The 18,864-nt window shown below is 70.7% G+C and carries 21 protein-coding genes and 1 pseudogene; 9 read left to right on the top strand and 13 right to left on the bottom strand.

Annotated features, from left to right (window positions below; genetic code table 11):
- Nucleotides 1-89 precede the first annotated feature (89 nt).
- Together ABT057_RS00170 and ABT057_RS00165 are read right to left on the bottom strand one after the other, a co-directional pair.
- Nucleotides 90-1,175: pseudogene (locus ABT057_RS00170) on the bottom strand (chitinase); the annotation flags it as partial.
- A gap of 199 nt (nt 1,176-1,374) precedes the next feature.
- A complete protein-coding gene (locus ABT057_RS00165; protein ID WP_352339810.1) occupies nt 1,375-2,232 on the bottom strand; it encodes an oxidoreductase in 858 nt (285 codons plus the stop codon).
- Nucleotides 2,233-2,336: 104 nt separating this feature from the next.
- Between ABT057_RS00165 and ABT057_RS00160 the strand changes: the two genes are divergently transcribed.
- A complete protein-coding gene (locus tag ABT057_RS00160; protein ID WP_352339808.1) occupies nt 2,337-3,272 on the top strand; it encodes a LysR family transcriptional regulator in 936 nt (311 codons plus the stop codon).
- Between the two features lie 84 nt (nt 3,273-3,356).
- On the opposite strand, the gene ABT057_RS00155 is transcribed toward ABT057_RS00160, so the two are convergent.
- On the bottom strand, nt 3,357-3,734 hold the full coding sequence (locus ABT057_RS00155; RefSeq protein WP_352339806.1) for a hypothetical protein: 378 nt from the start codon (nt 3,732-3,734) through the stop codon (nt 3,357-3,359).
- A 161-nt stretch (nt 3,735-3,895) separates the two neighbouring features.
- Here ABT057_RS00155 and ABT057_RS49140 point away from each other — a divergent pair, with 161 nt between their 5' ends.
- The 8 genes from ABT057_RS49140 (at nt 3,896) to ABT057_RS00120 (ending at nt 10,759) form a co-directional block, all read left to right on the top strand.
- Nucleotides 3,896-4,069 (top strand): hypothetical protein, encoded by a 174-nt coding sequence (locus ABT057_RS49140; RefSeq protein ID WP_502973734.1) that lies wholly within the window; start codon nt 3,896-3,898, stop codon nt 4,067-4,069.
- 148 nt (nt 4,070-4,217) lie between these two features.
- Complete coding sequence (locus tag ABT057_RS00150) at nt 4,218-5,156, top strand: L,D-transpeptidase (protein WP_352340573.1); 939 nt, start codon at nt 4,218-4,220, stop codon at nt 5,154-5,156.
- 616 nt (nt 5,157-5,772) lie between these two features.
- Nucleotides 5,773-6,177, top strand: a complete 405-nt coding sequence (locus tag ABT057_RS00145; protein WP_352339804.1) for a GntR family transcriptional regulator — start codon at nt 5,773-5,775, stop codon at nt 6,175-6,177.
- Nucleotides 6,174-7,070, top strand: a complete 897-nt coding sequence (locus ABT057_RS00140) for an ABC transporter ATP-binding protein (RefSeq protein ID WP_352339802.1) — start codon at nt 6,174-6,176, stop codon at nt 7,068-7,070. Before ABT057_RS00145 ends, ABT057_RS00140 begins: the two co-directional genes overlap by 4 nt.
- Entirely contained in the window at nt 7,067-8,071 is a 1,005-nt protein-coding gene (locus ABT057_RS00135; protein WP_352339800.1) for an ABC-2 membrane transporter-related protein, read from the top strand. The genes ABT057_RS00140 and ABT057_RS00135 overlap by 4 nt, the downstream gene beginning before the upstream one ends.
- 118 nt (nt 8,072-8,189) lie before the next feature.
- Nucleotides 8,190-8,747, top strand: a complete 558-nt coding sequence (locus ABT057_RS00130) for a TetR/AcrR family transcriptional regulator (RefSeq protein ID WP_352339798.1) — start codon at nt 8,190-8,192, stop codon at nt 8,745-8,747.
- Entirely contained in the window at nt 8,744-9,637 is an 894-nt protein-coding gene (locus tag ABT057_RS00125) for an aldo/keto reductase (protein ID WP_352339796.1), read from the top strand. Before ABT057_RS00130 ends, ABT057_RS00125 begins: the two co-directional genes overlap by 4 nt.
- Nucleotides 9,638-9,739: 102 nt before the next feature.
- Nucleotides 9,740-10,759, top strand: coding sequence for an NADPH:quinone reductase (locus ABT057_RS00120; protein ID WP_352339794.1), 1,020 nt, complete (start codon nt 9,740-9,742; stop codon nt 10,757-10,759).
- A 51-nt stretch (nt 10,760-10,810) separates the two neighbouring features.
- On the opposite strand, the gene ABT057_RS00115 is transcribed toward ABT057_RS00120, so the two are convergent.
- The 10 genes from ABT057_RS00115 to ABT057_RS00070 form a co-directional block, all read right to left on the bottom strand.
- Nucleotides 10,811-11,818 (bottom strand): helix-turn-helix transcriptional regulator, encoded by a 1,008-nt coding sequence (locus ABT057_RS00115; RefSeq protein ID WP_352339792.1) that lies wholly within the window; start codon nt 11,816-11,818, stop codon nt 10,811-10,813.
- A gap of 150 nt (nt 11,819-11,968) precedes the next feature.
- Nucleotides 11,969-13,525 (bottom strand): FAD-dependent monooxygenase, encoded by a 1,557-nt coding sequence (locus ABT057_RS00110; protein ID WP_352339790.1) that lies wholly within the window; start codon nt 13,523-13,525, stop codon nt 11,969-11,971.
- Between the two features lie 65 nt (nt 13,526-13,590).
- Complete coding sequence (locus tag ABT057_RS00105) at nt 13,591-13,707, bottom strand: hypothetical protein (protein ID WP_352339788.1); 117 nt, start codon at nt 13,705-13,707, stop codon at nt 13,591-13,593.
- An 8-nt stretch (nt 13,708-13,715) separates the two neighbouring features.
- Nucleotides 13,716-13,880, bottom strand: a complete 165-nt coding sequence (locus tag ABT057_RS00100) for a hypothetical protein (protein ID WP_352339786.1) — start codon at nt 13,878-13,880, stop codon at nt 13,716-13,718.
- 22 nt (nt 13,881-13,902) lie between these two features.
- On the bottom strand, nt 13,903-15,120 hold the full coding sequence (locus ABT057_RS00095; RefSeq protein ID WP_352339784.1) for a cytochrome P450: 1,218 nt from the start codon (nt 15,118-15,120) through the stop codon (nt 13,903-13,905).
- A complete protein-coding gene (locus ABT057_RS00090; protein WP_502973732.1) occupies nt 15,117-15,743 on the bottom strand; it encodes a GTP-binding protein in 627 nt (208 codons plus the stop codon). The genes ABT057_RS00095 and ABT057_RS00090 overlap by 4 nt, the downstream gene beginning before the upstream one ends.
- The gene (locus ABT057_RS00085; RefSeq protein ID WP_352339782.1) at nt 15,724-16,071 is read right to left on the bottom strand and encodes a DUF742 domain-containing protein; all 348 of its coding nucleotides are present in this window, start codon (nt 16,069-16,071) and stop codon (nt 15,724-15,726) included. Before ABT057_RS00085 ends, ABT057_RS00090 begins: the two co-directional genes overlap by 20 nt.
- Nucleotides 16,068-16,475 carry a roadblock/LC7 domain-containing protein gene (locus ABT057_RS00080; protein ID WP_352339780.1) on the bottom strand — a complete coding sequence of 136 codons (408 nt, stop codon included), beginning with the start codon at nt 16,473-16,475 and terminating at the stop codon, nt 16,068-16,070. Before ABT057_RS00080 ends, ABT057_RS00085 begins: the two co-directional genes overlap by 4 nt.
- Nucleotides 16,472-18,031, bottom strand: a complete 1,560-nt coding sequence (locus tag ABT057_RS00075) for a sensor histidine kinase (protein WP_502973731.1) — start codon at nt 18,029-18,031, stop codon at nt 16,472-16,474. Before ABT057_RS00075 ends, ABT057_RS00080 begins: the two co-directional genes overlap by 4 nt.
- A 225-nt stretch (nt 18,032-18,256) precedes the next feature.
- Complete coding sequence (locus ABT057_RS00070) at nt 18,257-18,760, bottom strand: Lrp/AsnC family transcriptional regulator (RefSeq protein WP_502973757.1); 504 nt, start codon at nt 18,758-18,760, stop codon at nt 18,257-18,259.
- Nucleotides 18,761-18,864: the final 104 nt, after the last annotated feature.

The following is an 18,864-nucleotide window of genomic DNA, read 5'->3' as shown; positions in this document are numbered from 1 at the left end:
GGTGTCAGGGGTCTCGGCCGCACCGGCCCCTGTGGCGAAGGCCCGGTCGCATGGCGCGACCGGGCCTTCGGTGCCGCATGTCTCTGTCAGGGGCGGGCGGCGCCGCTCGTGAACGGTTCGAAGGTGTGGCTGAATTGCCAGGTGTCCTGGGCGATGCCGGAGCACGAATCGGAGCCGCCGGTGCCCACACAGCCGCCGTTGTCGCGCTGGAGCGCCCAGAAGGAGAGTGTGTTGATCTTCTTGGCCGCGGCCCACTTCTCCACCTTGGCCGCGTCCTCGGTGGTGAAGGTCTCCTCGGGGCCGTAGTCGTCGATGCCGGGCATCTCGATGACGCCGACCATGTTCCACAGCCTGGCGGAGCTCTTCTTCGGGTAGAGCGCGGCCAGTTGGTCGTGCAGCCCCGCGGCGGCCGTCTCGGTGTCGGCGGCCATGTCGTGGGTGGCGCCGTCGTAGTAGTCGAACGTCATGAGGTTGACGACGTCGACCCGCGCGCCGTTGTCGACGGCGTTCCGCAGCAGGGCCAGACCGTTGTCCTCGAGACCGGTCGTCGAGGTGGGCAGGGTGTAGGAGAACTGCACACTGCGGCCGGTGTGGTCGGCCCAGTGCTGGACCTCGGCGATCGCCTTGTTCCGGCGGTCGATTCCCGCGGCGTTGTCGATGGAGTCACCCTCGACGTCGAGGTCGATCCGGGTGATGCCGTACGTCGTGACGAGGCTCTCGTACACCTTGGCGATGGCGTCGACATCGGTGCAACTGTCCGCCAGTTCGGTGCCGGTGGTGTCCGCGGTCCAGCCGCCGAAGGACGGGACGACGTTGCCACCGCGCGCCTGGATCGTGGCGATGTCGCGGCCGAAGGTGGTCCGGGAGATCGGCTGGTCGGCCTCGCCGTTCCAGTACGCGGTGCACGATCCCGCCGTGGCCGTCTGGAGGAAGGCCATGGTGAGGTACTTGTTGCCGGAGGCGGCGGCGAGCGCGGCCGGGCTGTCGCCGGTCCACGCTTCGAAGTAGGGCGCCGCCACGTGGGTCGGCATGGGCTTGCCGGTGACCGGGAGCGGGTGCGGCGCGGCGAGCGCGCTACCTCCGCCGAGGACGGCGAGCCCGGCGGACACGGCGGTGACGCTCAGGCAGGACAACAGCGTGGGAAGAGGACCAGGTCGTCTCACTGACGCTCCCATGAGAAAGGGGCAGGCGGGTACAGCGGAAAGACAGAACCGCGGAACGAACAGGGACAGTGTTTGGACTAGACCAGTTAACTGTCAAGGTTCTTTACAATCAGCTGACCGAGCTGGATACCGCCGCCGCGGCCGTGGCCGGGTCGCCGGGCGCGCGCGGCCGCCCGGGACGGGGAGGGAGCGGGTGTGGATCGCGGTTCCTCTACCGGTCCGCGTGCTGCGGGTCGAAGTCCGTTCCCCGGGAGATGCTTTCCCACGCGGTGAGCTCGGCCCGTACGGAGTCGAGGTGTCGGGTGAGGAAGTCGACCGCGTCGTTGCCCAGCGCGAGGCGGAGCGGGGTGTTCTCGGCGTCGAGAGCCAGCCGGATCGCCGCCGCGGCCTTGTCCGGGTCGCCGGGCTGGCTGCCGTCGCCGTTCTCGACCATCCGCCGCGTCGCGCCGACCGTCTCGGCGTAGGCGGGGTTCTCCTCGGAGAAGTAGGCCGCGCCTTTGCCGAACAGATTGGTGCGGAACGCCCCGGGTTCCACGATCAGCACTTTGATGCCGAACGGCGCCACCTCGTCGGCGAGTCCCTCTGAAAGCTGTTCCAGCGCCGCCTTGGTCGCGCTGTAGGCGGAGAACCCGGCGAAGGACAACTGCCCGCCGAAGCTGCTGATGTTGACGACCGATCCGCTGCCCCGTTCCCTCATGTGCGGCAGCAGTGCCCGGGTCAGCCGCGCCGGGCCGAACACGTGCAGCTCGAACAGGTCGCGCAGCGCGAGGTCCGTGGTCTCCTCGAACGCCCCCACCTGGGTGCGGCCGGCGTTGTTGACCAGTACGTCCACCCTGCCGTAGCGGGCCAGGACGTCGGCGGCCACCTCGTCGATCCGCTCGCCGTCGGTGACGTCCAGGCTGATCGCCTCCACACGGTCGGGGTGCGCGGCGACCAGGTCGTCCAGCGCCTCCGTCCGCCGGGCCGTGCCGATCACCGTGTCACCGGCGGCGACCGCGGCCTTCGCGATGGCCCGCCCGAAACCGCTGCCGGCACCGGTGACCAGCCACACCTTGGCGTTCTCGCCCATCTTCTTCCTCCGCGTCACGTGCCGACCGGGACGTCCGGCCGACGGGTCCATCCTTGGCCGGACACCGCGGCGTCGTCCAAGACCTGTTGTGATAGCCATGAGTTATGAACGTCCATGGGCGTGATCTGCGCTACTTCACCGCGGTCGCCGAGGAGTTGAGCTTCACCCGTGCCGCCGAGCGACTGTTCGTCTCCCAGCCGGCGCTGAGCAAACAGATACGGATGCTGGAAAGGCAGCTCGGTGCGGTCCTGTTCGAACGGGACCGGCAGAAGGTGCGGTTGACCTCGGTGGGAGAAGCCTTGTTGCCGCGCGCCCGCGAGGTGCTGGCCGCCTGGCAGGCCGCGGAGGGAGCGGTCGAGGAGGCGAAGGCCGCCGAACGGTGCACTCTGGTGATCGGCATGTCCACGAGCCCGGGCCGCGGTCTGCTGCCCGCCCTGCGGGCCCGCCTCGTCTCCCGGCATCCGGACGCGCGGACCGTCCTGCGCCAGGTCAACTGGGCGGATCCCAGCGCCGGGTTGGCCGACGGATCCACCGACGTCGCGTTCGTCTGGCTGCCGGTGCCGGACGAGGACCGTTACCGGTACGCGGTGGTGGCTCACGAACCGCGGCTGGTCGCGCTGCCCGATGGACACCCCTTGGCGGCACGGGCCGCGTCCGACCCCGAGGGGAAAGTGGACTTCGCCGACCTGCTGGAGGAGCCCTTCCTCGCCCTCCCTGAGGAAGCCGGCCCGCCGCGGGACTACTGGCTTGCCCTGGACGCCCGGCGCGGTCGCCGGCCGCGGATCGGCGGCGTGGTGGCCAGCGCGGAGGAGACCCACGAGGCGGTCGCGGGAGGCCAGGGTGTGGTGCTCCTGGCGTCCGGCAACGCCCCGCTGGTCGTCCGGGACGGGGTGATCGCGGTGCCGGTCCGGGGTGTTTCACCCTCCCGGCTGGCGGTGGCCGCGGGCCGGGAGGACGAACGGCCCCTGGTTCTCGCCTATCTTGCCGCTGCTCGCGAGGTCGGGGCCGCTGCTCGCGAGGTCGGGGCCGCTACTTGCTGAGGCGACCGCGGGGTGCACCAGGCGGAGGATCCGGCGGGTGAGTCCGGCCGCGGCACGCCGTGCGGCCCCGCGGCGGGCGGGTCGTCACGGGCGTGCGATGTCCGTGATGACCTGGTCGTAGCGGCGAACCTTCCCGGTGAAGGTCAGGTTCGGGTACGTCTGCCGCAGCCGGGCGAGGGCCGCGTCGACGAAGGCCCACATGTCGCCGGCGTCGGATTGCGCGTCGAAGATGGCGTGGGCCGCCCATTCCCCCTCGTCGTTGGTCACGAAGGCCTCGTACTTCTGCGCCTCGGTGGTGACGGCCATGGGCGTGTCGGCCTCCTGGTTCATGGTGTGCGGGGTGGCTTCCCCCTGGCCGCCCGCGGTGTCGGCTGCCTGGGCCGTTCCTGACGTGGTGGCGAGCGCTGCCGCGGCGGCTGTTCCGGCGGCGCCCAGTACGGTTCTCCGGGAAATCTCTGGCACGGTTCTCCCCCCTTGCAGGGCACCCTCCCGCTGAGGGGCCGCGACCGACCCTACAGTCAAGTACCCATATATCAACGGTAGTTGGCGTAGTTGTCGGCACCAGCGCCGGACGCCTACGGAAAACCGGGACCGCAGTTCAGGACGGCGGGGACCCGATCCCGGTGTCCGGCGGCGCGATCCTGGAGATCCGCGTCCAGGCGGCGTCGTACGACATGGAGAACCAGAAAGTGACCTACCCGGGCAAGGTCCTTCAAGGTGACCCGACTGGCCGACGAGCTCGTGGTGGACGTCGCCCACTCCTGGTAGTCCGTTTCGCAGGCTCCGCCGAGTTTTGATGCACGTTTTACGTGCAACCCGGAACCTCCGCCCGGACCGTCGTGGTCTGACAGGGAGTGGGCCCGTCAGGGCCGGAGCGAGAGAAGAGCGAGGCAGGCTGTGGGACGGCGCAAGGGCAGCATAGGAATCGCACTCGGCTCGGTCGTGATGCTGGTGGGCCTGAGCGCCTGCGGCGGGGGCGGCAGCGACAAGGCGAGCGGGAGTGACGCGAAGGCGTCGGGAAAGCAGAGCGCGAGTGCCTCGCCCACGCCCACGAAGCCCGCGGGCCCCCCGATGCTGCTGGAGACGATCACCCCGCAGACGGGAACCACGGTCGGCGTGGCCATGCCGATCTCGGTGATCTTCACGGACCCGGTGGCGGCGAAGGCACGGGCCACGGTCGAGAAGCACATGAAGGTCAGCGCCTCGCAGCCGGTGGTCGGCGCCTGGCACTGGATGGGTGACAAGCGCGCCGACTGGCGACCGAAGACGTACTGGCCCTCGGGTACGAAGGTGAAGATCGACGCCGACATGACGGGCGTGAGCAACGGCAACGGACGCTACGGTGTGCACGGTTACACGCACACCTTCACGATCGGCGACGACGTGCGTGCGGATGTCTCGGTGACCGGCCACACCATGAAGGTGACCCGGAACGGCGAGGCGGTGCGCACCCTGTCGATCAATGCCGGCAGCGCCCAGTATCCGACGTGGAACGGCACGATGGCCGTCATCGACAAGCAGGAGAAGGTCCACATGACCTCCTGCAGCGTCGGCATCAGCTGTGACAAGGGCAGCTCGGACTACTACGACCTGACGCTTCCCTGGGACGTCCACCTGACCCAGTCCGGGACCTACGTGCACTACTCCACCGGCGACCCCAACCCGGGCAGCGGCAGTGCCCGTGGCTCGCACGGCTGCGTCCACCTGTCCATGTCGGACGCCAAGTGGTTCTACGAGCAGGTCAAGCAGGGCGACCCCGTCACCATCACCGGCTCGCCCCGTGCCAAGGCCTCGGCCGACAACGGCTACGCCGCCTTCAATCTGGGATGGGACCAGTGGCTCGCAGGCAGCGCGTCGGGGCAGGAGACGACCGCGACCCTGTGACAGGCCGCTGCCGAGCCGCCGGTCCGGCACCGGGGGACCAGCGGGTACGCCCTGCCGGACCGGCGCTCCGGCAGGGCGGGGAACGTGTAGCAGTCCCACGGCCGGGTCCGCGTGCGCCCGCGGTACTCGGCCCGTCGTCGGACCGACCGGCGGTCGGCGCCCCGGGCCTGGGGGTTCGTCCCTCCGTGGCATGCCGTCACCGCTTTGCGCGGGTTACCTGAGCCGAGGGCCGCCTCGACGTCGTCCTGAAGACCGTACGCCGCCCGCCGGGCGCGGGCGGGTTCGTCGTGCTGCCCCCTCGGGTCCGCGCTGGAACGGCGCCTGCCCTGGATCGTGCGGGCCCGCCGCCACTGCCGCGATCGCGAACGACCGCGTCGGGTACGCGAATCGCAGATCGCCCGGGCCGCCGTCACCTTGATGACCCGCCGCCTCACGCCGCGGCCAAGCCGCCGTGCCCCACAGGCTCATGACGCCTGCCCAACTCACCAGTGCCACCCGCCTGCTCGGTGCCGATCCCGTTCGCCTTCTCGTCGCGACCTCGGCTCCGGCCGGCTCCGCCATGCCCGTCTTGACCGACCGTCACTCCAGGAGGCTAAAGTACTAGGCAACTAGATAAATGGAGGAGCTGGTGATTGAGTTCCACCTGAACGGCCGGTCCGGCCTGCCGCCGTACCAACAGCTGGTTCAGCAGGTGCGGCATGCGCTGCGCCTGGGCCTGCTGAACGAGGGGGACAGGCTGCCGACGGTCAAGGATGTGGCGAGGCAGATGGCGGTCAACCCCAACACGGTGCTCAAGGCGTACCGGGAGCTGGAGCACGACGGTCTGGTGGCCGCCCGTCCCGGCGTCGGGACGTTCGTGACCCGGACGCTGGCCGACGGCACGCTCGCCGCGCACGGACCGCTGCGCAAGGACCTGCAGCGCTGGCTGACCAAGGCTCGCCTGGCCGGGCTCGACGAGGAGAGCATCGAGGCGCTGTTCCTGAGCACGTTTCGTGACGCCGCCGGAAAGGACGTGGCATGAGCGCCGTCTTACGAGCCCAGGGTCTGGGCAAGAGGTACAAGCAGCGCTGGGCGCTGCAGAACTGCGACCTGGACGTGCCCGCAGGGCGGGTCGTCGGTCTCGTCGGCCCCAACGGCGCCGGCAAGTCCACCCTGCTCAACCTGGCCTCGGGGATGCTGACCCCGACCACGGGCACGATCGAGGTGTGCGGAGGCCTGCCCGCCACCGGCGCCGAGCAACTCGCCAAGGTCGGTTTCGTCGCGCAGGGCACGCCGGTCTACGCCGCGCTGAGCATCGCCGACCACCTCAGGCTGGGTGCCCGCCTCAACCCGGGCTGGGACGACGCACTGGCCCGGGACCGGATCCGGCGCCTCGGTCTGGATCCCGGGCAGCGGGCCGGCAAGCTGTCCGGCGGCCAGCGTGCACAGCTCGCCCTCACCCTGGGGATCGCCAAGCGGCCCGAGCTGCTCATCCTGGACGAGCCGGTCGCCGCGCTGGACCCGCTCGCCCGCCGGGAGTTCATGCAGGACCTGATGGAGGCCGTCGCCGAGCACGAGCTGAGCGTCGTGCTCTCCTCCCACCTGGTCTCCGACGTGGAGCGGGCCTGCGACTACGTCATCGTCCTCGTCGACTCCCGGGTGGAGGTGGCCGGTGACCTCGACGACCTGGTCGCCTGCCACCACCGGCTCACCGGACCGCGCCGGGACCCGGACACGCTCCCGGCCGGTCAGCACGTCGTCACCGCCAGCCACACCGACCGGCAGACCACCCTCCTGGTGCGCACCGACACCGCGGTCCACGATCCGTCCTGGACCGTGAGCCCGCTCGGTCTGGAGGACATCGTCCTGGCCTACATGGCCCGGCCCGCCGATGCGGTTCGTGACACCCGGCCCGCGCTGGAGGTACTCCGATGATCTGGCTGACCTGGCGCCAGTTCCGCACCCAGGCCGCCGTGGTCTCTGCCGCGGTGGCTGCCCTCGCCGTCACCCTCGCGGTCACCGGCCCGCAGTTGGCCGACCTCTACCGAGCCGTCGGCAGCGGCCTGTTGGACCAGCTCTCCGGTTCGGACCGGACCGTCTACTACACCGGGCTGGTCGCCGTGCTCGCCGTCCCGGCGGTCATCGGTATGTTCTGGGGCGCGCCGCTGGTCTCCCGTGAACTGGAGACCGGCACCCACTACCTCGCGTGGAACCAGGGCGTCACCCGCACGCGCTGGCTGGCGACCAAGCTGGGCCTCGGCGGGGCGGCCGCCATGACCGCTGCCGGACTGGCCTCACTCGCGGTGAGCTGGTGGAGCAGCCCCATCGACCGGGCCGTCAACGGCGGTGGCGCGACGGACACGTACTTCCCGCGGCTCGACCCCGTGGCCTTCGTCGCACGGGGTGTCGCCCCCGTGGCCCATGCCGCCTTCGCGTTCGTCCTGGGCGTCGCCCTCGGCCTGGTCATCCGCCGCACCCTGCCCGCGATGGCCACCACGCTCGCCGTCTACGCCGCGGTACAGATCGTGGTGCCGTTGTGGATCCGGCCCCATTTGGCCGCCACGGACCGGACCACCGTGCCGATCGAGCCCGACGGTGCCCCCATCAGCATCCAGGACGGCGCCAAGGGGATCGTCGTGCACCTCGACCAAATGCCCGGTGCCTGGGTCACCTCCCAGCAGACGCTGAACGCCGCAGGTCGGCCGGCCGCCCTGCCGTCGTCCTTCGCCGACTGCCTGAACGCCGAGCCGGGCGCGTCCCCCCTGCAGGAGTTCGAACGCTGCATCGCCGACCTCGGCGCCCAGGGCTACAAGCAGCAGGTGACATACCAGCCGGCCGGCAACTTCTGGGCCCTCCAATGGGCCGAGACCGGGCTCTACCTCGGCCTCGCCCTCGCTCTGACCGGGTTCTGCGCCTGGTGGATCCGCCGTCGCTGACCTGACCAACGCGCCGGCCCGGCGGCACCTGCCTACCCCACCGTAAAAAGAACAGCGGTTCTTCTTGTAGGGTAGTACCCACAAGCAGAACCGCTGTTCTTTTTGAGGGAGGACCGTGATGCCCCGGCTCACCGACGCGCGCAAGGAACTCCGGCGCGCCCAGATCACAGAGGCCGCCGTGCGCTGCTTCGGACGCAACGGTCTGGAGCGGACCTCGATCGCCGACATCACCGCCGAGTCCGGACTCTCGGCCGGCTCCATCTACGCCCACTACCGCAACAAGGCCGACCTGATCCAGGCAGCCGCCCGCGAGGTGCTCGCCGAGCGTGCCGCCGTCCTCGGCCGGTACGCCGCGAGCGACACCCCGCCCGGCCCCGACGAACTGCTCGCCCGCCTGATCGCCGCCATCGACCCCGCCGAGGCCCGGGTCGGCGTGCAGACCTGGGGCGAGGCGACCACCAACCCGGCCATCCGCGACATCGTCGTCGACATGACGGACCGGATGCGCGCGATGCTGCACGACTGCGTCACCGCGTGGCTGGTCAAGGTCGAACACCACGAACCGGCCGAGGCCCGGGAGCGGGCCGCCCCGGCGGCCCACCGGGTGATGGCGCTCTACCAGGCCGAACTGCTGTACACCGCCTTGCAGTCACCGCCCGAGGAGAATGACTCATGATCGCCCCGACCGCCACGTTCGCCGGCCGTACCGTTTTCCGGATCGGCTACGGCGCGTTGCAGCTCGAGCGCCTGCACGACCGCCGCGGCGAGGCCGTCGCGCTGCTGCGACGCGCGATCGGGCTGGGCGTCGACCATGTCGACACTGCCGAGTTCTACGGCTTCGGTTTCGCCAACGCCGTGATCCGCGAGGTGCTCCGCCCCGAGGACGGCGTCCTGGTCGTCACCAAGGTCGGCGCCGACCCCGACCCGGGCGGTCCCCTGCCGTTGCGTCTGGCCCAGCGTCCCGAACAGCTGCGCGCCAGCGTCGAGGACAACCTGCGCAGCCTTGGCACCGACCAGCTCCCCGTGGTCAACCTCCGCCGCCTCGATTCCGGCCCCGGCCTGCGTCCCGAGGGCGACCAGGTCGTCGACCTCGATGACCAGCTCGCCGTGATGACCGCCCTGCGTGACGAAGGCAAGATCGGTGCCATCGGCCTGAGCGGCGTCACCCTCGATGTGCTTCGCCGCGCCCTGCCGGCGGGCGTCGCCTGCGTGCAGAACGCCTACAGTCTCGCCTCCCGCGACGACGAGGACATGCTGCGGCTGTGCGCGGCCGAGGGCATCGCCTGGGTGCCGTTCTTCCCGCTCGGCGGCTCCTTCTCGGGCCTGCCCAAAGTCACCGAGGAGCCTGCCGTCCACTCGGCGGCCGAGTCCTTGGGCGTCACACCCTCCCAGGTCGGCCTCGCCTGGCTGCTGCACCACGCGCCGAACGTGCTGCTCATCCCCGGCACCGCCGACGCCGCCCACCTCGAGGCCAACATGTCGGTCGGTGAGATCGTCCTCGACGCCGCGACCCTCGCCGCCCTCGACGCCGTCGAGTCCCGCTCCAACGAGGTCCCCATCGGCTGACCACAGCCGACGAAACCCCTCTCCCGGCAACACGCCGGACACCCGCACGAGAACCCCGGCCGTGCCGGGGGCCTCCTTTTCACCGAGCTCTCAGGACGGATCATGAAAGCGATCATTTACCGCGACAACGGTGGCCCCGACGTTCTCCGGCTCGTCGACCGTGCCCTGCCCGCACCCGGCCCCGGCGAAGTACGCGTCCGAGTCGCCGTGTCCGGGGTCAACCCGACCGACTGGCAGGCCCGCTCCGGCCCCGCCCATCCCAAACACTTCCCCGAGGTCACCCCCCACCTCGACGGCGCCGGCACGATCGACGCCGTCGGTGAGGGGATCGACCGCGGCCGGATCGGCCAGCGGGTCTGGCTGTTCATGGCCGCCGCCGGGCGGCCCACCGGCACCGCCGCCGAGTTCACCGTCGTACCGGCCGGACAGGCCGTGCCGCTGCCCGACGACGCCGCTTTCGACGTCGGCGCCTCACTCGGCGTCCCCGCGCTCACCGCGCACCGCGCGCTCACCGTCGCCGAGGACACCCCGCGCCGTCTGCGGCCCGGGGCGCTCGACGGCAAGGTGGTGCTCGCGGCCGGCGGCGCAGGGGCGGTCGGGCACGCGGTGATCCAGCTCGCCCGATGGGCCGGTGCCACCGTGATCAGCACGGTCAGCAGCCCGGAGAAGGCCCGGCTGGCCACCGCCGCCGGGGCCGACCACGTGGTCAACTATCGCGAGGGCGACCCGGCCGCCGAGATCCGCAGGATCGCCCCGGACGGTGTCGACATCGTCGCCGAGGTGGCGCTCGGCGCCAACCTCGCACTCGACCTGAGCGTGCTGCGGTCACGCGGCACGATCGCGACCTACGCCAACGACGGTGGCAAGCCGGTCGAGCTGGACGTACTGCGGAACATGGTGCTGAACACACGCTTGCAGTTCCTGGTGCTCTACACGGCCGGACCGCAGGCGCGTGCCGCGGCAGTCGAGGACGTGGCCGCCGCGGTCCGTGACGGCGCGCTGCCGGTCGGCGAGGAACACGGTCTGCCGCTGGTCCGCTTTCCGCTGGAGCGCACCGCCGACGCGCACCGGGCGGTGGAGAGCGGCGCCGTCGGAAAGGTCCTGGTGGATGTCACCTCCTGACGCCCGCCCGGCCGCCGTGCGAACAATCGTGACTGCCGGCGACTCCTGTTCTCACGGCGTCGGACCTGTCTCCGGTCCTGTGGTGCGTGCGGCGCGGGCGTAGCGGGCGGCGAGGTCGGCGAACGCAGCGGCCAGTGGGGGCGGGCCGACGACTTCGATTTCGGTGTCGAAGCGGCCGATGGCGGCGGCGAGTCCGGTCCACGACCAGGAGCCGAGGGTGAGTCGGCAGCGGCGGGGGCCCAGTTCCTCCACGATGGCGTCCTGGGCGAAGGGGGCGACGTCGGCGGCCGGGAGGCGGAGGATGACTTCGCCTCGGCAGGGCCAGTCGGTGGTGGTGCCGTCGTTGCCGCGGAACCGGCCGGCGATGAAGGTGGAGACGTTGCCGCCGGGGAGATCGCGGGGGGCGAAGCGGGGGCCGGTGGGCGTGCGGGGCCGGATGCGGTCGACGCGGAAGGTGCGCCAGTCCTCGCGGTCGAGGTCCCAGGCCACGAGATACCAGCGGTCTCGCCAGGCGACCAGGTGGTGGGGTTGGACGCGGCGGGGGCGGTCGACCGGGGTGCTCGGGCCCGGGAGGTAGTCGAAGCGCAGTTCCTCGCGCGCGTGGATGACGCGGCTCAGGTCCACCAGGATCTGCGTGCCGACCTGAGGGGTGTCGCGAGCCGCGGGCAGTGGGACGGCGGTGATCCGCAGCAGGTCGATGCGGTGGCGGAGGCGGGGTGGCAGGACCTGGCGGATGGTGGCCAGGGCGCGGGTGGCGTCTTCGGCGATGGCGGCGCCGGTGGTGTCGGCTGCCGCGGTCTGTAGCGCGACGGCCAGGGCGACTGCCTGGCCGTCGTCGAACAGCATCGGCGGCATGTGGGTGCCCGCCTCCAGGCGGTAGCCGCCGGCCGGTCCTTTGACGGTCGTGATCAGGTAGCCCAGTTCGCGCAGGCGGCCGATGTCACGGCGCACGGTGCGCGAGGTGATGTCGAGACGTCCGGCGAGATCCTCGCCGGACCAGTCACGGTGCGTTTGGAGCAGCGAGAGCAGCGCGAGCAGCCGGGAGGATGTCTTCTGCATGAGCTCCATCTTCCCCGCAGTAGAGGACACATCCTGTCCTCTACCTCCGCCCTACGACGTGCCCTCGCAACTGCCGTGGAACCAGGGCCAGAACCGTTCTTCGTCTCCGTACGCGGCGACGATGCCGAGTATGTCGGATCGAAGGTGACCTCACGATCGTTCCGTCACATGGACGAGGTCCGTGCGGCCGGCGACCACGCCGTCGGCGGCGTGATGCAGGAGCGATGGACTCGAGGTGACGTCGACGACTGCGGGGAGTTCGGTTCGGATCCGTTCTCCCAGGGCCAGGCGGTCGAGCAGCGCACTGCGGGTGTCCTCGCCGGTGAGGTGGATGACGTGGGCGCCTTGCCGGACGAGTTCCCGTGCCTGCTGGACGAGTGTGTCGGCGGTGGCACCCCAGGCGTCGGGGCAGTTCACGTGGATGGTGGGGGTGGAGGAACCGGCTCCGCTGTGGAAGCGGTGGCGGTGGCGGTGATGTGGGGTGTCGAGGGGCCGGCTCAGGACCCAGTGCGTGAGCTGCGTGCCGGGTACCTCGCTCGGCGTGACTCCGGCGAAGTCCGCCAGGGCCTGGGTCACCAGCTGCGGGTCCGAGGTGAGCAGGTCGTCGAGCGACACGGCCCCGGCGCGGCTGAGGTAGGCCACGGCCATGCGGGCGGGGCTGAGGTGCCGGCGGATGTCGAACGACTCCCACCACAGCTGACTGCGCGTGGCACGTTCCTGCAGCCGTTCCACCTGCGGGCGCCGGGAGGCCTCGAACCGTTCCAGGCCGATGGAGACCGGCTCGTCCTCGAGGGGCGCCAGCGCGTCGGCGAGTGCGATGGCGCTCTCCATGGCGATCTTCGTGCCGGAGCCCAGTGACGGGTGGGCGGTGGCCGCGGCGTCACCGAGGAGGACGATCTTGTCGTGGTGCCAGCGGGCGCAGCGGACGGTGTTGAACCGTCCCCAGCGGGAGCGGTTGCCGGAGAAGGAGCCGCCGTCCAGCAGTTCGGAGAACGCCTTGGACAGGTACTTCAGTGCCTCGTCGTCCGATTCACCGTTGCTGGACCACTGCCGGTCGCCGAACCCGGCTCGGTCCAGGGTTTCGGCGGAGGCCTCGATCACGAAGGTCGAGCGCGTCTCGCCGTAGGGGTAGGCGTGGGCGACGAACAATCCGTCCTGGGTCGTCGCGGGCAGGAAGACGGTGCTGTCGAGACGGGCCACACCTCCGCACCAGATGTACCGGCCGCGGCCGGGGGTGACCTCGGCGCCGAACTCCTCCCGGAAGCGGTTGCGGGTGGCGCTGGAGACGCCGTCGGCGGCGATCACGAGGTCGGCGTCGTCGAGTAGGTCGACGACGTCGCGTTCCCTGCCGATCTCGACCTTTACGCCGGCGTCGAGCGCCCCGTTGAGCAACAGCCGCAGCATCCGCGTCCGGCTGATCGCACCGCTGTGGAACCGGCCGAGCCGCACATCGCCCTGCGGCAGCCGGAAGCCCCCGGAGGCGAAGGAGTGTGCGGCGCCGGTGATGTCGTCGTACATCTCCGGGTCGGCCTGCCGCAGTGCCCTGAGCAGTCCACCGGTGAGGCCGACCGCGAAGCCGAACGTCTCCTCGGGAGGGTTCCTCTCGTACAGGCGGACGTGCCAGTCCGGGCATCGGAGGGCCAGGAGCCGGGCCGCGAAGAGGCCTGCGGGTCCGCCGCCGAGTATGTGAACGCGCCGAGCAGTCATGTTTCAGGGATAGCCCCGCTCGACGTGTATGTCAATAATTCGCCACACTAGTCAGGCGCGGGGTCTCATGCCATCAGTGCCGCCGCGCCGGCGGCGAGCGTCAGCAGGCCGAGTACGGCAGGAACCGACGTGTTCTTCGCGGAGTCGCCGGCTCGGGCGTGGTAGACGGCCGCGCCCGCCATGAGCAGCGTCAGGCCGGCGGCTGCGGCGAACTGCAGTGGTCGCCGCCACGGCCCCACCAGCAGCCGACGGCGGCGGCGACCTCGAGCAGTCCGACCGTCAGGTGCAGTCGGTGCGAGACGTGCAGCGATTGCGCGCTCTCTTCGACCGCCTTCGTGCCCACCAGCTTCGCCACCCCGCTTCCGAGGGCGTCCGGATCAGTTGCCGCCCAGAGCGGGGGTCGGCGTGAACCGCACGGGCAGTTCCGTCAGCCCTCGCAGCCAGGGCGAGGGGCGCCAGCTCAGGGACTCTGCGGGGACGGCGAGGTCGATGTCGGGCAGTCGGTCCAGGACGACCCCGACGCCTGTCCGGGCGATCACCTCGGCAATCTCCTGGGCCGGGAACGGACAGCGGTGCTCACCGTGGCCGAAGGAGAAGTGGGCGTTGTTGCCGACGCTGAGGTCGTCGCCGACGGGACGCACCTGGGGGTCGGAGTTGGCGGCCTGGAGGCCGAGGATGAGCAGATCGCCGGCCCGGATGTTCTGCCCGCCGAGGTGGGTGTCCCGGGAGGCCCAGCGGCCGGCGAAGTTCGAGGTGGGTGTGTCCTCCCAGAGCACCTCGTTCATGGCCTCCGCGACGCTGTTGCGTCCGCCGAAGAGGGAGGCGGCGAAACGGGCGTCGGTGAGCATCAGCCGCAGCGAGTTGCCGATCCAGGCGGCGGTGGGCTGGTGCCCGGCCCCCAGCATCACGATCAGGTCCTGGGCGATCTCCTCGTCGGTGAAGCCGCGGGGGTCGGCCAGCATGCGGGAGACCACGTCGTCGGCGGGCGCGACCCGGCGGGCGGCGAGCAACTCGGTCATGGAGGCGGCGATATGGCGCTGGCCGGCGAGCGCGCCCTCCCGGCCGTCGACCACATCGTTCAGCGCGGCGACCAGGCTCGGACCCTCCTCGTCGGAGAAGCCGTACAGCCGTGCCAGCACACGTACGGGCAGCAGCATGGCGTACTGGCCGATGAGGTCGGCTGTTCCCTTGGCGCAGACCGCGTCGATCAGCTCGTCGGCGAACCGCTCGGCGTGGCGGCGGAGTTGAGTGGCGTCGCTCGCCTCCAGCGCATTGCTGATCATGGCGGCGCGTTCGCGGTGCCGCTCGCCGACCGTGTAGAGGATCGACGGCTGTCTGCGTCCGATCATCGGCAGCAGCGGCCAGTCACCGGGGATGGTGTCCCACTGGTTCCACAGTTCCGAGTCACGGCTGAACAGGACGGGGTCGCCCGTGACCTGGTGCAGTTCGCGGTAGCCGAGGACGAGCCAGCCCGGGACGTCGCCGTCCAGCAGGACGGGCGTGACGGCACCGTGCTCCGCGCGCATCTCCCGGTACAGCCGGGCGGGTTCGTTCTGGAAGCGCGGCCCGCTGAGCGGAACGGCGTCGGTGTTCACGCGAACTCCCGTGGTGACGTGACAGTGTGGGCCGTCTGCCCGGCGTACCGGCTCTGGACGTACTCCACGAGGGTGATGAGGACCTGCCTGCTGGACTCCCGGGAGCGGGCGTCGCAGTCGATCAGCGGCACCTGCGGGTCGAGGTCGAGGGCCTCGCGGACCTCCTCGTGGGAGTGGTGGGGGCCGCCGAAGTCGTTGCAGGCCACGACGAACGGCGTACCGTGGCGCTCCAGCCGGTCGATCGCGTACCAGGAGTCACCGATACGCCGGGTGTCGACCAGGACGACCGCGCCGAGAGTGCCGGAGAACAGCCGGTCCCACAGGAACCAGAAGCGTTCCTGGCCGGGCGCGCCGAACAGGTACAGCACGTTGCGCGCGTCGAGGGTGATCCGGCCGAAGTCGAAGGCCACGGTGGTCGCGGTCTTCCCGCGTATCTCGCTGATGTCGTCGACCGTCTCACCGGCACTCGTCATCGTCTCCTCGGTGTTGAGGGGACGGATCTCGCTGACCGAGCGGACCATGGTCGTCTTTCCGACACCGAAGCCGCCCACGACGACGATCTTCAGACCGTTGTCGGCGGAGGCACCCAGGGGGGTGCGTGCCTCAGAGGTTACGGAGTCCAACGAGCACCTGTTCCAGGATGTCGGGGTCGGGAAGGACCGAGCTGCGGGGATGGCGGGCACTGACCCGGCCCGCGGCAAGCAGGTCGGACAGCAGGATCTTGGTGATGCTCACGGGAAGTCCCAGTTCGGCGGCGAGTTCCACCACGGCGGTGGGTGCCTTCGCCAGTCCGAGGATCGCCGCGTGCTCGGACTGCATGCCGGGGGTTGCGTCGCTCTCGGCCACCACCAGCGTCACCAGGTCGAAGGGACTGTCGGGCCCGGACCGGCTGCGTCCCTGGGTGAGGGTGTACAGCCGGTCGGGGGCGTCGTCCCGGCCGGGCCGTTTCATGCCGTACGAGGCTGGGCCGTCAGATGCTCCCCAAGCTGTTCCACCAGCTCGCTCATGTTGTGCCCGACGAGGCCGGGTTCGGCCTCGTCGTCGGTGACCACGGCCAGGTGCGCGCCTTCTCCGGCCTCCACGATGAACAGCGTGCCGCCGTAGAACTCGGTCATCGAGGAGCGCACACCCCCGCTCCCGTCACCGAACTCGACCGAGGCGCCGTGCGACAGCGACTGGATGCCGGCGGCGATGGCGGCGAGCTGGTCGGCCTGGTCGACGGTCAGTTCCGGGGTACGGCACAGCCTCAGTCCGTCGCGGGAGAGCACGAGGGCGTGCCGGGCACCGGGGGTGCGTTCCAGGAGACCTTCAATGAGCCAAGAGAGCTTCTCGTCGGCGGTGGTCGTGCCGGTCATGAGGTGGGGTCGCCTTCCGGGTGCGAGGGAGCGGGGACCGTCTGTGTGCGGGGAGACGGCGTGGTGTGCGGGTCGTCGGTGTCGGCCGGCGCCGGGTGCCCGCCGGTGCGCTCCGCCGGGCCGGCCGTGCGGACCGCCTGGCGGAAGGCGCCGAAGCGGCTGGCGCGGGCGCGGATGTCCTCGGGCGGGGCCGTGGGACGCGGGGCGCCCTGTGCGGCCCGCGCGCTCTCGGCGGCGGCCAGCGTACGGCCGCGCCGCCGCTTGGGCAGGCCGCCTGCCGGCGGGGCGGCGTCGGCGTCTTCCTGGGCCCGTACCGCGGACGTGTCATGTGCGAGGGACGCGGGAGTGCCGTGCTCCGCGCTCGGGGCGCGGGTCGGGGCGATGTGCGGGCGGGGGTCCGCCGGAAGCCGTACCGGGGACGGCGCTGCGGTGAGGATGTCCTGGGGAATGAGAATGAGCACCCCGGTGCCGCCCCGGGCAGAGGGCCGGAAGGACACCTTCATACCGTGCTTGTGAGACAGACGTCCGACGACGGCCAAGCCGAGCCGGGTGCCGGTGAGTCCGCCGAATCCGGTCACGGCGCCGGACACGGCCTGTTCGGCGCGGTGCAGCTGAATGTCGCTCATGACGAGCCCGCTGTCCTCCACCGAGACGATGGCCCCGGCGGGCACTTCCTCGACGTAGACGTGCACTTCGGCGTTGGGGGGCGAGAAGTTGGCGGCGTTGTCGAGCAGTTCGGCGAGCGCGTGCATCACTCCCTCGGCCGCGTGTCCGGCCACCGCGACATCGCTGACGGAGTGCAGGCGGATGCGCTGGTAGCCGCTGATCCGGCCCATGGCACCGCGCAGGACCGACTCCATGGAGATGGGACGCGCCCAGCGGCGCCCCGAACGCGCGCCGCTGAGCACGGCGATGGAGTCCGCGAGGCGGCCGGCCTGCGCGGTGCGGTGGTCCAGGTGCAGCAGGTCGGCGAGGACGTCCTCCTCGCTGTGCCGCTCCTCCATCGCACGTAGATCGGCCAGAATGCCGGTGGCCAGGGCCTGCATGCGGGCCGCCGCGTTGGCGGTGGCGGCGACGGCGGTGTCACGCTCGTCGACCGCGCGGGCGAGTTGCTCGGAGAGGCTGCGTATCTCCGCCGAGAGCCGGGCCCGTTCGGCCTCTGCCTCCTTGGCGCGCACAGCGCGCTCCCGTGCGAAGTCCTCGGCAAGCCGGGCCCGTTCGTGGGCGGCGGTGTCGGTGTGCCGCTGGTGTTCGCGGCGCCATTGTCCGGCTTGGAGGTCCCGCTCCCGGCCGGCCCGCTCGGCTTCGGCTGTCATCGTCCGCAGCGCCAGCCGAGTGACTCGTGCGGATCGCCGGGCGTGCGCGGCAATTGTGACGGCCGCGCAGAGCAGGACCGCGGCGGTGGCACCGCCCCAGCCCAGGGTCGTCTGTGCTGAGGCAGGTGCGGAAGTGACTGCCCATAGGACGGCGAGCGCAGCAAGCGCAGCGGTCAGCAGTGGCAGAGGAAGCAGTGAACGAATGGTGGATCGGTCGTCAGAAGAGTCGCGCGCGGTCATCGCTCAGATCCTTGGGGAGCCGCACGAAACGCGGCTCTTGTGTCAGCCTGGAGGGCAAATTGTGCACAGAAGTCTGTAGTCATTGATCAACCGGGAGTCACTATACGAGAGTTTCGATCGCTATCAATAGGCTCCGATCGCCCCTTCCGAGCCTCATTCGCGGAGAGTGTGTGAACATGGCACGGAATGTTGCTTCTTGCGCGCTTCGTTCCCCGGGCTCGGAGATCACCGACCGCCCTGCGCCCCCTTGTCTCCGGCGGCGCGCCGCAGCAGTAGCGGGGTCAGTCGGTGGGGGACCAGTTCACGCATGGCCAGGGCCGTCGTGGTGCGCTCGATGGCGGGGATGGCGAGGATACGCCCGGCGATCCGGTACAGGTCCTCGGCGTCGGCGGCCACGACACGTACGAGCAGGTCGGTCTCGCCGCTGAGTCCGAAGACCTCCACGACCTCGTTGATCGCGCCCAGCTCCTCGGACACCTCCGCCAGCCTGTGCTGGTCCACCCGCGCGGTGACGAACGCGGTGAGCGGATACCCCAACGCCTTGGTGGTGATACGGCGTTCGAAGGAGCCGAGCGCATCGCCCTGCTCCATCCTCCCCAGCCGCGCCTGGACCGTGTTGCGGGACAGCCCCAGGCGTTCGGCCAGGGCGACGACCGTGGCGCGCGGGTCCGTTGTCAGGGCGAGCAGGATCCGGGCGTCGGTCATGTCGAGGGTCCGCTCGCTGTTCACGGTGTTCAATCCGAGACCTCTTCTCCCATGCGGTTTTGAGCAGAATGCTCAATCCTGAAAGGACAACTTGTGCAGCTCGGGATCCATTTGTCTACTGATCGAGC

It is taken from the genome of Streptomyces sp. NPDC002588 (assembly GCF_040295925.1).
GTDB lineage: Bacteria > Actinomycetota > Actinomycetes > Streptomycetales > Streptomycetaceae > Streptomyces.
The sequence above is the reverse complement of the archived record's forward strand: the minus strand, read 5'-3'. Positions and strand labels throughout refer to the sequence as shown.